Here is a 15,251-nt window from a genome sequence, read left to right as displayed (position 1 = left end):
ACGGCCGCTTCGCATGCTTCGAGCCGCCGCTACTCGTTCGCTATCGGTCCGTTGTCGGCCGGGCGGCGAGTGATCAGTAGTGGGGCGATCGCGGGTCAGTAGCGGGCGTCGGTGTGATGAGTCCGTCGAAGCCCGAACCGCCGAAGGGAAACCCGAAAATGCAGCTCACCCGCCTGTTCGCCGCCCGCGTCTGCACCACCGCCGCGCTCACCGCAGCACTCGCCACGGGAGTGGCCGGCGGCCTCGCCGACGCGTCGGCGGCGGAGCGTCCCGCGGACACCCGGTGGGGCGTGGCGGCGCAGGAGGACACCCGGTGGGGGATGGCACCCGAGGAGGACACGCGCTGGGGCATCGCACGGCAGGAGGACACCCGCTGGGGCATCGCAGCGCAGGAAGACACCCGGTGGGGAATGGCACCCGAGGAGGACACGCGGTGGGGCATCGCACCCCAGGAGGACACGCGGTGGGGCATCGCACCCCAGGAGGACACGCGGTGGGGCATCGCACCGCAGGAAGACACCCGCTGGGGCATCGCGTCCCCGGAAGACACCCGCTGGGGCTGAGCCCCCGTCAGTCAGTCCGCAGCCTCAACGCCCCGCGGCCCCCGCGTCTCACCCGTCGGCGTGCAGCAGGCGCCGCTCTATGAGGTCCCGCACCTCGGCCGCCTCCGCCGACTCGATCGCGACCAGCAGTTTCGCCGCCGCCTTCAGGCACGCCTGCTCGTCGCCCTCCGACCCGGTCAGCACGGCGTGCACATCGGCCTTCGCCACCAGAGCCCGGCCCTGCCAGAGCGCCGCTCCCACGTGCGCGAACGTCTCCGCCGCGGCCGTCAGGGTCTCCAACGCCGCCGCGTGCTCCCCCAGTTCGTGCTCCGCCTGCCCCAGCGCCAGCCGGGCCTGCCCGTGGATCAACAGGTCACCGGCGCGCTCCGCGGCGCCCAGCGCCTCGGTGAACGCCTGCTTGGCGCGCCCGGGTTGACGGCCGTTGACCCAGACGCGGCCGATGCCGTAGAGGACGTGCGCCTCTCCCGCCACGTCGCTCGTGGCGCGGACGATCCGCAGCGCCTGCTGGAACGCCTGCCCCGCGAGCTCCGCCTCGTCGAAGCGCAGGTGGAAGTCGCCGAGCCGGTAGATGACCTGGGCCTCGATGCGGGCGCACCCCACCGAACGGGAGATCTCCAGCGCCTCGGTCAGCAGCGGCCTGGCCTCCTCGGCCTCCCCGTCGTCCAGCTTGGCCGCCGCGATGCCGCACAGCACGTGCGCCTCGCCGACCCGGTCGCCGAGCGCGCGCAGCTGCCCCAGCGCGATCTCGTACTGGGTCATCATCGCCTCGCGGTCGCCGCGCAGCCGTTCCAGGAAGCCCATGTTGCGCAGGACGAGCGCGCTGCCGTGCGTGTCGCCCACGGCGTCGAACAGTTCCTTGGCGGGTACGAAAAGCTCCTCGGCCGCGTCGAGGCGCGCCTGGTACATGTGGAGCGAGCCGAGCGAGTAGAGCATCACGGCCTCGCCCCGGGTGTTGCCCGCCGCGCGGACCGCGGCGAGGCCCAGCTCCGAGGTCTCGCGCCAGTCGTCGGTGTAGCCCTTGGCCTCGTAGAGCGTGACGGCGGTGTGCGCGAGGTCCCAGCACAGCTCGTGGAGGCCCGATTCGGCGGCCTGCCGCACGGACCAGACGAGCGCGTGGCGTTCGCGGGCCCAGCGTTCCATGGGTCCGTCGAGGAGTTCGGCCGTGGCCTCGGCGGGCAGCGTCCGGCGCTCTTCGGTGCCGTGCAGGATCGTGAAGTCGCCGCCGTACTCACGCCGGTGCATGGCCTCGGCGAGGGTGAGCCAGGTGCGCAGCAGTCTGCGCAGCGCGGCCGCGCACTCCTCGGGGGTCTCCGTCTCCTGGCAGCGCTCCTTGGCGTACACCTTGATCAGGTCGTGGACTTGGTAGCGGGTGCTGGGGTCGTCGCGATCGCTCATGACGTCGACGAGCTGGACGTCGACCAGGGTGTCGAGGATGTCCTCGGCGTCAGGCGTTTCCATGTCGGCGAGCGCGGCGGCCACCCAGCCGGGGAAGGTCCGCACGCCGAGCAGGGACAGGAGCCGCAGCATCCGCTGGGCGTCTTCGTCGAGGCCGCGGTAGGCGAGGCCGATGGTGGAGCGCAGCTCCATCCCGGCGTGGGCGAACTCGTCCAGGCGCCCGGCCTCGTCACGCAGTCGGCGCACGAGCCGGCCGACGCGCCAGTGGGGGCGGTAGGCGAGGCGGGCGCCCGCGATGCGCAGCGCGAGGGGGAGCCCCGCGCAGACCTCGGCCAGCTCGAACGTCTCCGCCAGCTCGGTCTCCACCCTGCCGCGCCCCGCGATCCTGGACAGCAGCTCGACCGAGAGGTCCCGGTCGAAGACGGGCAGCCCGATCCGGCGGATCGCGGTGATCGCGGCGAGCCGCGACCTGCTGGTCATGATCACGGCGCAGCTGGCGCTGCCCGGGATGAGGTGCTGGAGCTCGGGACCGTCGGCGATGTCGTCGAGGACCACCAGGACCCGCTGGCACGCCAGGCGGCTGCGGTAGAGGTCGGTGCGCTCCGTGAACTCCTCGGGGACGGCGTGGCTGGAGACGCCGAGGGCGCGCAGGAAGCGGTCCATGACACCCGCGACGGTGCGGGTGTCGGAGACGCCGTGCAGATCGGCGTAGAGCTGTCCGTCGGGGAAGAACCCGGCGAGTTCGTGGGCGGCGTGCACGGCGAGCGCGGACTTGCCGATGCCGCCCGTGCCGACGATCCCGATGACGGGAACGCTGTGCCGGGCGGCGGCGCCTCCCGCACCGGGGGTGAGGTAGCCGCGTAACTGCTCGATGTATTCCTCGCGTCCGGTGAAATCCCCTATGTCGCGCGGGAGTTGACGCGGAGGCTGGAGCGGCTGGCCCGGCGGGGGTGCGGCGGGCCGGACGTCGACGGCGGCGGCCGGAGGGCCGCTCTCCTCACGCGGATCGCCGCCCTCCTGTTCCTGGTGCCGCTCGGGCGGCGTCCCGGGCGAAGCCGGGGGTACGGGGCTCGGGTCGTCCTGGACCTCGGGGGGCGCGGCGCGGCGGACGACAGGCCGCGAAGGTGCGTCGAGGGACGCGTCGCCGTTGAGGATCGCCACTTCGAGGCGGCGCAGCTCACGGCCGGGCTCGATGCCGAGTTCACCGATGAGAGCGGTGCGCGCCCTGCGGTAGACGTCGAGGGCTTCGGCCTGGCGGCCTGCGCGGTAGAGGGCGAGCATCAGGAAGCCGTAGAGGCGCTCGCGCAGCGGTTCGCGCTCGATCAGCTCGAACAGCTCGCTGACCGCCTCCACGTGACGGCCGAGGGCGAGGTTCAGTTCGTGCAATTCCTCCAGGGCGGCGAGCCGCAGCTCGTCGAGCAAGGTGGCGCTGCGCCGTACGACGTCGCTGTGCACGCCCATCAGGGCGGGGCCGCGCCACAGGGCCAGGGACTCGCGCAGCTCGCGTTCCGCGGCGGCGGCCGCCCCGCGGGCCGCGTGGCCGCGCGCCGCCTCGACGCCGCGCGAGAACCGCTCGCTGTCCAGCTGCTCCTTGATGGTGCACAGCAGGTAGCCCGCGTCACGGGTCGTGATCACGTCGAACGCCCCGGCATCACGCGCGAAGCCCCTGCGGAGGCCGGAGATGCAGGTCTGGATCTGGGTGCGGGCGGTGGAGGGCGGCGCCTCCCCCCAGACCGCGTCGACGAGGCGTTCGAGCGGGGTGACGCGATTGGCGTTGAGGAGCAGCAGGGCGAGCACCGTGCGCTGGCGCGGCCCTCCGAGATGGAGAGCGGCGTCGTTGACGACCACTTCGAGCGGCCCGAGGACCCTGAACTCCATGGGCGCGTCTCCCTCTAAGCACATCGGCGTCGCCCCCACCCCGGCTTGCGCGGCCCCGGCCGGCCGCACGAGGCGGAACCGGGAACGACGAACAGCGGCCAGGCCAAAGGGAGTTGTGAAAGTGACCTACGAAGTCTTTACCTTCTCGTCACACATTGAAAGATACCCAGTCAGGACACGTCAATGGCGCGTTCCGGTCGCTGCGAAAGCAGCCACGCACCGTCCGAATTCCGTACCGAATGCGCCACGGACGCCGCTCACCAGCGCACTTGCCGCCTTCCGAGCCGCCCTCCTCCTTGGCCTCGGCCGTTCCCCTCGCTCCGCAACGGGGCAAGAGGACTTCGAATGTGGCACGACTTCCTCCCTTGCCGAGTGCGCGGCCCGGTGGGAGACGTCACCGGCCCTGGCGTCCGCGCGCTCGTGGCCGCCGCCCGGTCGGCCTTGATCGGGGGCGACGACGGGGCGGTGCCCGACCTGGAGAGGGCGTCGGCTTCGGAGCCGGAGTCCGCACGGATCCACCCGTTCTACGGGGGCGGCGTCGTCGATGAAGAGGCCACGGTCCTCCTGTGCCGCCAAGTCGTACGGCGACGATCGACAGACCAGCACGGCGGGCTGGAGGGGTGGTGTCGCCGGGTCCGTGGTCCGTAGGGTGCCCTCAGGGAGGCTGACGAGAGACCAGACCACCGCCCGGTCCGGCGCTGTGCCGGGCAGTTCCCGGCGGCAGATCCGCATGACGTGGATGCGCGATGCCAGAAACCGAAGGCGTGGGCGTCTTCCTCGGGATGGACGTCTCCCTCGGGATGGACGTCGGCAGGACGACATCACGGCCACGGGCTCACGCCGGCCGGTTACACACCTGTTCAATCAGCAGATGAGTGAGGCTGCGGGCATGACGGAGCACCCCGGTTTCGGCGCGATGCTGGAGTCGTTACTCGACCACAGAGAACTCAGTGCGCAGGAGCTGGCCAATCGCGCCGGACTGACGGCGGACGAGGTCCGAGTGGTGCTCGCGGGGGAAGCCCCCGGCGAGGGGCTGCTCCGGCGGATCGCACCTGCCATGGGATTCCACACCGTCGATCTGTTCATCCTCGCGGGGCTCGTGGTCCCGGACGATTTGGCGCCGCTGGACGCCGAGGCCGAGCAGTGGGCGCCGCACATCGTGATGGACGCGGTGCACCTTTCCTCCGCCGATCGGCGTGAACTCCTGCAGCTCATCCGCTCACTGCCGCAGGAAGAACGACCTTCCGTCTTTGGCGCGAAGCGGCTCGCGTCCCATGCCGGTCCGGGCGGTTGGGTGATCCGCATGCTCCAGTACCGCAATCTGACCTGGATGAGCATGGCGAGGATTTTGGCGGTCGTGACGCCCACCTACCTGTCGGCGACCACCTACGGTGTCATCGGCGACGGTCGCAAGGAGTTGACGCCCCGCTTGGTGGTGGACTTCGCAGCCCTGCTGGGGTTCGACGCCCGAGAACTGGCCGCGCTCACGGGCATCCATCTGAGCGAGGTACCACCGCCTCCGGCCCCGGAGGCGGTGGACGCCGCGGTTCTGCTGTGGGAGGCACGGCGCCTCTCTGCCGACCAGGCAAAGCGCGTCTCCGAGCTGGCGCACTCCATGCGCGGGGACCCTGCCAATGTGTACTTCATCAACCTGCCCGGGACCTGACGCCTGCGCGACACCCGCCCGTCGGGATACGACTCAAAGTGGCCCCGGCAAGAATTCCGTAGGCGAAGATCACCTCAACCCGTAGACCACCGAACTGAACCCAGGCGGACTCACGACCTGGTCCGACGGTCTGCCGCCATGCTCGCCAATCGCGACGCGCCACACCTCCCGGGCTGACCGAGCGACCTCACGAACAGCGGCCCGGCACCTCTCGTCGGCCTCGCCAAGCCCTTCACGAAGGCCGGAGCACCAAGCCGCGTTCACGTGTACGCCCACAGGCGTGGAGCCGTCGAGCCACGGGGAGGAGGCCCGACGGCATGGCGAGACCTTTCCAACCTGTCGGTACACGGACGTCCACAGGGTCCAGGCACGGCCGCTTCTGCCGAAGGCCCCGTTCAGGTTGCCTCAGCGGAGGCGCGCCCGCCGCTCACCGGCCGCCCTTCCCGCCCGTACTGCGGGTACCGGGCGGGCCTTCGGACCACAGGCGCGGTCCGCCGCGGTCGCGCAAGCGGCGCAGGAAGGACAGGACGCCCGCACTGCCCGAAGCCCAACCCGCACTCGACGCGGTCAGGGTGTTGTCGGCGAACACCGGCCGTCGCCCGGTGCCGCCGCTGCGGGCCAGGATCAGCCCGGCGACGTCCTCGGCCGCGGTGTGCAGGGGTGCGTCGCCGGTGGCGGCTGCCGCATCGAGGAGGAGTTCACCGACGCCCGCCAGACCGCAGCACTGCGAGACCGGGCTCATCCGGGGCGCGAGTCGGCGGCTCGCCCAGGCACAGCGCACACCGAGTTCCGTCGTGAACGGGTCCTGCGCGTATGCGCCCTCCTCGATCAGGAGGGCGCCGATCCCGGCGAGTCCGCGGCACCAGGACCCGTATCGCCGGTGAGCCTCAGGCCGGGCGGCCAGCGTCAGCAGTCGCGGTGTGTGCGTGGTCAGCTCTGCCAGTCCCCTTCGGGCGGCGGCACCGGCATCCGGGTCGCCGGTACGGCGGTGGTACGCGGACAGGAAGTGGACGACGCCCGCCCGGCCGTGAGCGAACCCGAGCGTGAACGCGGCCGCCGAGTCCGCTGCCGACCGCTGCGGCTCGGCAGGCTCCTGCTCGCACTCCCCCCGCAGCAGCGCCCGTACGCACTCCCCCGCCGCGGCGATCCTCGCCTCGCCCTCCTCCACGCGCCCCGTAGCGTACGCCTGGCGGGCCAGTGCGAGCAGCCCGGTCCCGACGCCTGACGCGCCGCCGATCTGATCACCCGTTGTGTCGTAGGGGCGACGGCCGGGTGCGGGGACGACGGCGGGCGAACCGGTGGCCGCGGCGGCCCGTTCGAGGAAGAGGTCGACTCCGGTGCGCCCGGTGTACAGAGCGGCCGACAGGGCGGGCAGGGCGGGGTGTTCCGCGGTCCTGCGGGCGAGCTCGGCCACCGCATCGGACACTCCTGGCCGGTCCCTGTGGTGCAGCAGCTCCAGTCCCAGACCGGCCGCGCCGTCGTAGAGCGTCAGCCCGTGGCCCGGCCCTCCGGAACCCTCGTGCGGCGGCTCGGGAAGTCCGGCGGCCGCCTCCGCGCAGTTCGCCACGGTGTGCGCGATCAGATCCTCCAGCAGGTCACCGGTGATCCGTGGCAAACGCCGGGCCGCTCGGGCGGCAAAGGCAGTGGTCACCGGCCCGCGCAGGCGATCCGCGCAGGCGGTGCGGCGTACGGGGTCCGGGTCCAGCATCCCGGCGACGAGCGCACGCGCCCAGTGGTGCGCGGCATCCGGGAGCACGGCATCCAGACACTGCAGGGTGCGCTCGCGGTTGACGTCGCGGTCGCGGTCGACGACCACCGGGTCCATGCCGGTGAGGGCGAAGTAGAGGGTCGCGCCGAGGGCGTACAAATCGTCTGCGGGCTGCGGGGCCCGGTCCGCGCGGAGCACCGGCATCGAGTAGCCGGGGGTCGCCCCCGCAGGCCTCTCGCCGTGCAGGGCGCCGATCCCGAAGTCCACGAGGTGGGCGACACCGTGCTCGTCGAGCACCACGTTGGACGGCTTGAGGTCGCACATCACGACACCCCGGGCGTGCACACCGTCGAGCACGCGCAGCAGGCGGCGGGCCAGTGCGGCGAGGTTCCGGGACGGCGTGGTCGCGTCCGGTGCGTACGGGCCGTGGGCGAGTACGTCACGGCGCAGGTCGTGGGGGCCGCAGTCGGTGGTGACCAGGTATTCGTCGTCGCCGTGGCGGAGGTGATCGTGAATGCGCGGGACGCCGTCGAGGCCGGACAGGGCGGCCAGTACGGCGTGTTCGTGCCGCAGGCGGCCGCGGGCGTCGACGCCCGCGGCGTCCTCGCCGACATGGGCGCGGGCCTGTTTGACGATCACGCGGCTGCCGGTCTCGGTGTCCAGGGCGCGGTACACGTCGCCGTGCGGTGAGCGGACGATGCCGACGGTGAGCCGGTGACGCCCGCCGATCAGCCTGGTGGTGGCGGACACGGGCGCGGCGGCAGTAGCAGTGGCGGCGGGCTGGAACGGGTCGCTGGCCCACGGCGGTTGGCGGTAGCGCGGGCCCGCGCGCCCGGGAAAGCTCTCTCCGCCGGGGCCGGTCATGACGAGCGCCGACGCGTCGTCGCCGTCGGCGCGCAGCGGGCCGTAGCGGTAGTAGACGGGTGCGTCCGGGCGGATGCGCCGGTCGCTGAGGACACGGGGTCCCAGCAGACCGGCCAGCCGCTGGGCGAGGTCCGTGCCGAGCGCGCTCACGCGCTCGGGATGGCGCGGGTAGACCGTGACGGCCTTCCCTACGAGGGCCGGCCCGCGTACGCCCGCGTTCATCTCCCGCAACACCTCGATGTCCCGGGCCAGTTTGGCGTCGCAGTCGTGCGCCAGGACTACGGGCAGGGCGAGTTCCAACAGCCGGGGAAGATCGTCCGCGCGAGCGGAGAGGTGCAACTTCCATCCGTGCGGTGCGAGTTGACGCGAGGCCCCACGCGAGGTCCCCGTGGAGACGATGCAGAGCCACGGGCCGTCGACGACAAGGCGCCGCTCGTGGCCCGCGACCAGGCGCCGGACCTGCGCCCCGAGACCGTCCTCGGGGCACAGGTCCGGGCCGGACGTCGGGCAGGTGGCCGCCGACTCACCGGTGGCGGACGCGTGCGCGCCGTCCGGATTCATGAGGGCGGCCACGCCTGCCCCTTACGCCCTCGCCCGCCCGGTCCTAGTCGCAGGCGAAGCGGGTCGTCGCCGTCACCCAGGGATCGGAGAGACACGCCTGGACCCCGCGGCTGGGGTCTGCCATCTCCTCGAACGGAATCTCGCCACTCTCCAGCTCTTCCAGGGCGATTTCGAGGGGTCCAGCGTCGCGGATCTGCACTGCCGAGAGGCTCATGGTGGTCCTTTTCTATGAGAAGACAAGGAACATGGTCGGTCCGTGAAGAAAACGTGACCGTCGTGCACCTGACAGTTTCATCACGAAGGACCCCCAGGTCAATGGAGCCGACCTCACTACGGAGCCGCCCGCGGCGATCAGCACACGGCCACTTGAGAAGACGGCGGAGGCGCCCCAGTCACTGACCGTACACAGCGCTACCGGGTTGAGGGGCAACTGACGTCCCCAGCGGCGCACCTGGCTGATAGGCGCTCGTCGGCCACGAGGACGGAGAACCCGCCGCCACGACCGCCTCCTGGCCGCACGCACCGAACAGCGGGCCGCTCTGCCGGTCAGCCCCAGAGGCCGAGCGGCTCAGCCGTGGAGAGTGACGTGGGGCAGCGCACGGCCAGTGGCGTCGAACAACGCGGCTCCACAATCGCAGCACTCGTCGGCCAGGGTCTGGTCCGCCGGCAGTTCCCAGACCAACATCTGCGAGCAACTCGGGCAGTCCAGGCTGACCAGGGTCACTTCGGGCTCCGAGCCCCAGACCCTCACCGGGAGGTCCTCGTACGTCAACCCGGTCGGCTCACGCCCATCGGTCAGCGCGACCAATATCTCATACGCATCGGTGCCGTTCTCCCACACCATGAGCGAGCAGCGCAGATCCGCCAGCACACCGGACAGGTGGTCGAGCTGACGGACCGGGAAATCACCGCGACGCAGAGTCGGGTCGGCCTCGGCTGCCCGGTAGACGACGTCGGTGTCGACGCCTGTCGGCTCCGCCCCGAAGGCCCGTACGCGATCAGCCACGAACGCAGCCAGCTGACCCGGGCAGTCCTCACCGGCCCAGTCCATGGTGAACACCACGCTGTCGACACGAAGCCCCCGGGCCCGTTCGTCGGGGCTCAGGACCAGCTCTTCCAGTTCCGTCACGACAATCACGCTATCAACCACCGGACGGCCGGCAGATCGGCACGGGTGAGAACGGCTGCCGCACACGCATCATGAACGGCCCCGTCGCCGATGTCGTAGCCGGGCTGAAGGCTGGTGGTGAGGGCGACATCCTCGTCAACACCAGCCCCAGCATCACCAAGGCGCTGCTGTCAGCCGACCTGCTCGACCGGATGTACCTCCTCGTCATCCCCGAGATCGTCGGCGGCGGAATGCGGCTGTTCGGCGACGGCCTCCCTTCGACGAAGTGGAAGCTCGTCCACCAGGAGACCGGTGATCTGGGCACGATGGCCCTCGTCCACGACCGGCTCCGCTGAACCACAACGCCCGAGCCATTAGCCCTGCTGCCTGCGACGGCGCTGCGCGGCGATGACGAGAGCGGTGCCGGCGAGCAGGAGCGCGATGCTGCCTCCGATCGCTTCGCCGCTGATGTCACCGCCGGTCTCGGGCAGTTCGGGGTCGGGTCGCAGGGGCGGTTGGACGGGGTCGGTGTCCACAACGACGGGGCCCTCAGTGGCGGTATCCACGGTGTCGGTGGCCACGGTGGAGGTGGCCGGGTCGGAGGTGAGGGGACCACCGCCGGGCGCCGTGCCGGTGACGGTGGCGGTGTTGCGCAGCGGCTTGCCCGTCAGGTCGGCCCGCAGCACGGTGTAGGTGGCCGTGCAGGTGACATGCCGACCCGGAGCCAGGCCGGTGGCCCCGCGCGGGCAGACGATCGGGCTGAGCCTGCCGCTCCCGCTGAACTCCCCTTCCCTCACCTCGACATCGGTAAGGCTGACGTTGCCGGTGTTGGTCACCTTGAAGCTGTAGGTGACCACCTGCCCCACGCGGGCGACCCGCTTCGTGTCCGCCGTCTTCACCACTGTGACGCCCGGATTCGGATCGCTGGGCACGTGCGAGTCCGAGGGCGGTGAGCCGACCGGCTCATCGGCACCGGGCGGCACACCGGTCGCGGTCGCCGTGTTGCTGATCTTCCCCGCATCCACGTCGTCCTGCGTCACCCGGTACGTCGCGGTGCAGGTCACCGACTCCCCCGGAGCCAGCGACTTGGCCCCCTCGGGGCAGGTGATCTCGGAGAGCGTGCCGGTGCCGGTGAACTCGCCCTCGACCGGACGGACGTCCGTCATGGTGACGCTGCCGGTGTTGGTGACCTTGAAGGAGTAGGTGATCTCGTCACCGGCCTCCGGGAGGCCGCTCGGTTCCGCGGTCTTCTCCAGCGTCAGCGCTGTCTTGGTCTCGTGCCTGACCTCGGCCGAGGCTTCGTTGGTCGACACGCGCCCGCCGCGCGGAGGCGCGCCGCTCGCCACGGCGGTGTTCTTCACCGAGCCCCGGTCGACGTCCTGCTGGGTCACCTCGTACTGCGCGGTGCACACGAGGACTTCACCGGGGTGCAGGCCGTCGCCCTTCGGGCACTCGGGTCGCAGCACCCCGCCGGAACCGGTGAACGCGACCTCCTTGAGGTCGATGTCGTGCAGCCGCACGTTGCCGGTGTTGGTGATGGCGAAGGAGTAGTGGAGCGTCCCTCCGGCCTCCAGGTCCTCCTCCGCCACCGACTTGGCCAGCGTCATCGAGGGCCGCGCCTCCTCGGTGATCAGCACCGCGGACTCGTTCGACACCACCGAGTCTTCGCCGCCCTTGGGGAAGCCCAGGGCCCGTGCCACGTTGCGGAGCTGCCCCGCGTCCACGTCGGACTGCGACACGGTGTACACCGCAGTGCAGGTCACGGACGCACTTGGGGCCAAGGACTTCGCCCCGTCGGGGCAGGAGATGTCCGCGCCGGGCCCGGATCCGGTCCACTCGGTTTCACCGATGACGACGTCCTTGACCGTGACGTTGCCGGTGTTGGTCACCTTGAACGCGTACGTGATTCTGTCCCGGGCCACCAGGCCCTGCTTGTCGGCGGACTTCTCCAGCTTCAGGCTCGGCCTGCGGTCGGCGGGCGTCTTCGTGGTACCGGGGTCCGAGGTGACGGGTCTGTCGCTGCCGGGTGGTGTGCCGCGGCCCTTCGCCGTGTTGGTGAGCTGCCCGGCGTCCACGTCGTCCTGAGTGGCCACGTAGGTGGCCGTGCACGTCACCGACGCGCCCGGTGCCAGCGACTTCGCCTCGTCGGGGCACGAGATCTCCGACAGCTTTCCGCTACCGCTGAACTCCCCCTCCTTCACCCCGACGTCGCGGAGCGTGACGTTTCCGGTGTTCGTCACGCGGAACGCGTACGTCAGCTTCTCCCCCACCCCGTACGCGTCCTTGTCCGTCGACTTCACGACCGTCAGGCCCGGCTTCCGCTCAGCGGGCACCGTTGACTTCCCCGGCTTCGAGTCGACGGGGTCGCCGCCGTTCGGCGGCACGCCTGTGGCGGTCGCGGTGTTCTCCACCTTCCCGGCGTCCACGTCCGCCTGCGTGGCCACGTAGGTGGCGGTGCAGGTGACGACCGCGCCGGGCGCGAGGGACTTCGCCTCCTGCGGGCAGGACACCTCCGACAGAGTGCCCGTACCGCTGAAGTCACCCTCGTCGATGGTCACGTCCCGCATGGTCACATTGCCGGTGTTGGTGACCCGGAACGCGTACGTCAGCTTCTCCCCCACCCCGTACACGTCCTTGTCCGCCGACTTCACGACCGTCAGCTCCGGTGTCTGACGGCCGCGGACCTCGGTCGTGGTCGGGTTCGAGGGGACGGGGTCGCCACCGCTCGGGGGCACGCCGGTGGCGGTCGCGGTGTTCTCCACCTTCCCGGCGTCCACGTCCGCCTGCGTCACCTCGTAGGTGGCGGTGCAGGTGACGACCGCGCCGGGCGCGAGGGACTTCGCCTCCTGCGGGCAGGACACCTCCGACAGAGTGCCCGTACCGCTGAAGTCACCCTCGTCGATGGTCACGTCCCGCATGGTCACATTGCCGGTGTTGGTGACCCGGAACCGGTAGGTGAGGGTCCTGCCGACGACGAGGTTCTGCCGGTCGGCCGTCTTCTCCAGGGACAGGGCGGGCTCGGGATCCTGCGGGACGCGGACGTCCGAGGGGGGTGAGGTAATGGGCTCGTCGCGGCTCGGGAGCGTGCCCTTGGCCTTCGCGGAGTTGTTGATCTCGCCCTCGTCCGCATCGGCCTGGACCACTACGTAGGTGGCCGTACAGGTGACGGTGTCATCGGGCGCGAGCTCGCGGACGCCCTCCGGGCAGGAGATCTCCGAAAGCCTTCCGGCTCCGGTGAACGTCTCCTCCTCGACCTGGATGTCGCGGAGCGTCACGTTTCCGGTGTTGCTCACGACGAACGAGTACGTGATCGTCTCACCGACATTGACGCGGCTCCGGTCCGCTGACTTGTCGATCTTGAGAGCCGGCTTCTGGTCCGCCGGGACCCGGGCGTTCGCCGGTTCGGAGGTGACCGGGCCGCCCCCGCGGGGCTCAGTCCCCTCTGCCTTGGCGGTGTTGGTGATCTCGCCCGCGTCCACATCGGCCTGCGTGGCCACATAGGCGGCCGTACAGGTCACCGACGCGCCCGGCGCCAGCGACTTCGCCTCCTGCGGACAGGAAGGGCCCGTCAGCTCTCCGGCTCCGCTGAAGTCGACTTCCTCCAGACCGATGTCGCTCATCGTGACATTGCCGGTGTTCGTCACCACGAACCGGTAGCGGATGGTGTCCCCGGCGGAGTACGAATCCCTGTCGGCCGACTTCTCCAGCTTCAGCGCGGGCTTCGCCTCGAAGGGCACGACGGCGGAGGAGGGCTCAGAGGTCACCTGATCGCCGCGCGGCGGGGCGCCGTTGGCCACCGCGGTGTTCGCGACCGAGCCCGCGTCCACGTCCTCCTGCACCACGGTGTACTCGGCGGTACAGGTCACCGACCTGCCGGGGGCGAGGCTCCCGGCCTCCTTCGGGCAGGTGACACGCGGGGCGTCGCCACGCCCGGTGAACCGGGTCTCCTCGATCTCCGCCGGGCTCAGCGTCACATTGCCGGTGTTGGTGATCTCGTACGAGTAGTGGAGCGTCTGTCCGGCCCGCAGGTCCCCGGTCTGCGCCACCGTCTTCCTCAAGGACACCCCCGGATCCGCTTCCGCCGTCACCGTGGCCGAATCCTCGTTGGACGTCGGTGCCGTCATCCCGGGCGGCGGTGTGGCCTTCGCCCGCGCGGTGTTGGTGATCTCGCCCGCGTCCAGGTCCTTCTGGGACACGGTGTACGTCGCCGTACAGGTCACCGACTCCTTCACGTCCAGGACACCGGCGGGGCAGCTCACCTCGGGCGCGCCGCCCGAGCCGGAGAAGGGGCCCTCGTCGACCTTCAGGTCCGTGACCGGCACATCGCCGGTGTTGGTCACCCGGTACGCGTACGAGATCACCTCGCCGACCTTCGTCACCTGCTTCGGCGTGGCCGTCTTGGTCAGCCGCAGCTCGGATTCGGCGGGGGTGATGCCAAGGATCTGACCCCAGATGTCCAGGTTCGTTCCCGTGCCGCCGTAGCCGACGTCCACGGTCAGGCTGGTGATGGTGGCGGACGTGGTGTTGACGTTGTAGGCGCCGCAGCCCATGGTGCCGCAGCTGGAGATGTTGCGGGCCGAGGTGCCCACGTAGCTCCTCGGGTTGAGGATCCCCACCGTGCGGTCGCCGTTGCGCAGGTCCATGCGGGGGCTGCGCGAGCCGGGGGCCTCCAGGCTGAAGGTGCCCTCGCGCAGGGTCAGCGGGTGGTTGTGGTAGCTGAGCACGGTGTTGTTGTCGTGCGTGAGCGCGCCGATGTCACCCAGGTACAGGATCGGGGTCTTCACCGGCTGCGAGAAGGTGTAGGTGACCGTTCCGCACCCGCTCTGGGCGGTGTTGGTGCAGCCCTGCACGCCGAACCTCAGTGCCCCGCTGCTGGTGTCCGGCAGATACGCGGGCCGGGAGCCCAACATGATCATGCCTCCGGCGGGGCGCATGGCCGTCGGCCCCGAGGCCACCGCCGTCACCCGCACACCGCTCGGAGTGGTCCCCGTAGCCGTGTTGCCGTTCACGCTCCACCTGCTCGGGTACTCCGACCCCACCGGCACGGCCACCGCCGGGGTGACCGTGCCCCACGGCGGGACCGTGAGCGAGACCAGTGTCACGACAACGGCCAGCAAGCCCGAAGGAACCCGGGTGAACCACGACCGCATCTCCGCCAACCGGCCCGTACGACCGGCTCCGCCTTGGTGCACCAACACGCGCTCCTCGTAAATCACCCGGGCGTGGAACCACCTCGCACGCTCGCTACCACATATCCCGCGTCACGGCACTCGCCCACGAAACACCACGCGCAACCATCGGATCGCACCCGACCGGACCACCGCTGACGCGGCTATGGGAGGTACGTCCCGCGACGTCCTCCGGCGAGGGCGGACAGAGGCGGGACACCTGTCGCGTGTCAGGTGCCCCGCTTCGCACTGGTACTCGTCCGGCCGACCACACCACTCGCTTGAGGGCTTCCGAGAAGTGCCCCATGGAAGGGACCGCCCTGCCCGGTGGAACAGGAGC

General features: G+C 70.8%; 9 protein-coding genes. 4 read left to right on the top strand and 5 right to left on the bottom strand.

Features of this window, described 5'->3' with window-relative positions:
- Positions 1-158: 158 nt before the first annotated feature.
- Positions 159-563, top strand: a complete 405-nt coding sequence (locus ACIBNE_RS05830; protein ID WP_399269913.1) for a hypothetical protein — start codon at positions 159-161, stop codon at positions 561-563.
- A gap of 48 nt (positions 564-611) precedes the next feature.
- Here the strand turns inward: ACIBNE_RS05830 and ACIBNE_RS05825 are convergent, their stop codons facing one another.
- Positions 612-3,836, bottom strand: a complete 3,225-nt coding sequence (locus ACIBNE_RS05825; RefSeq protein WP_399269911.1) for a BTAD domain-containing putative transcriptional regulator — start codon at positions 3,834-3,836, stop codon at positions 612-614.
- Positions 3,837-4,725: 889 nt separating this feature from the next.
- On the opposite strand from ACIBNE_RS05825, the gene ACIBNE_RS05820 reads away from it, so the two are divergent.
- On the top strand, positions 4,726-5,502 hold the full coding sequence (locus tag ACIBNE_RS05820; RefSeq protein WP_399269909.1) for a hypothetical protein: 777 nt from the start codon (positions 4,726-4,728) through the stop codon (positions 5,500-5,502).
- A 427-nt stretch (positions 5,503-5,929) separates the two neighbouring features.
- Here the strand turns inward: ACIBNE_RS05820 and lanL are convergent, their stop codons facing one another.
- From lanL to ACIBNE_RS05805, 3 genes are all read right to left on the bottom strand, one after another.
- Positions 5,930-8,647: a class IV lanthionine synthetase LanL gene (gene lanL / locus ACIBNE_RS05815; RefSeq protein ID WP_399269907.1), complete on the bottom strand. Its 2,718-nt coding sequence runs from the start codon at positions 8,645-8,647 to the stop codon at positions 5,930-5,932.
- A gap of 31 nt (positions 8,648-8,678) precedes the next feature.
- Positions 8,679-8,849, bottom strand: a complete 171-nt coding sequence (locus ACIBNE_RS05810) for an SflA family class IV lanthipeptide (protein WP_399269905.1) — start codon at positions 8,847-8,849, stop codon at positions 8,679-8,681.
- 354 nt (positions 8,850-9,203) lie between these two features.
- Positions 9,204-9,764, bottom strand: a complete 561-nt coding sequence (locus tag ACIBNE_RS05805; protein ID WP_399269903.1) for a hypothetical protein — start codon at positions 9,762-9,764, stop codon at positions 9,204-9,206.
- A 71-nt stretch (positions 9,765-9,835) separates the two neighbouring features.
- Here ACIBNE_RS05805 and ACIBNE_RS05800 point away from each other — a divergent pair, with 71 nt between their 5' ends.
- The gene (locus ACIBNE_RS05800) at positions 9,836-10,099 is read left to right on the top strand and encodes a dihydrofolate reductase family protein (RefSeq protein WP_399269901.1); all 264 of its coding nucleotides are present in this window, start codon (positions 9,836-9,838) and stop codon (positions 10,097-10,099) included.
- 18 nt (positions 10,100-10,117) lie between these two features.
- On the opposite strand, the gene ACIBNE_RS05795 is transcribed toward ACIBNE_RS05800, so the two are convergent.
- Positions 10,118-14,659, bottom strand: a complete 4,542-nt coding sequence (locus ACIBNE_RS05795; RefSeq protein ID WP_399269899.1) for a hypothetical protein — start codon at positions 14,657-14,659, stop codon at positions 10,118-10,120.
- Here ACIBNE_RS05795 and ACIBNE_RS05790 point away from each other — a divergent pair.
- Positions 14,652-14,954 (top strand): hypothetical protein, encoded by a 303-nt coding sequence (locus ACIBNE_RS05790; protein WP_399269897.1) that lies wholly within the window; start codon positions 14,652-14,654, stop codon positions 14,952-14,954. The genes ACIBNE_RS05795 and ACIBNE_RS05790 overlap by 8 nt on opposite strands.
- The last annotated feature ends 297 nt before the right edge of the window (positions 14,955-15,251 follow it).

The sequence above is a fragment of the Streptomyces sp. NPDC050504 genome (assembly GCF_044458065.1).
In the GTDB taxonomy this organism is placed as follows: domain Bacteria; phylum Actinomycetota; class Actinomycetes; order Streptomycetales; family Streptomycetaceae; genus Streptomyces.
Note: the sequence above shows the minus strand (reverse complement) of the source record. Positions and strands in the feature narration are given on the sequence as shown.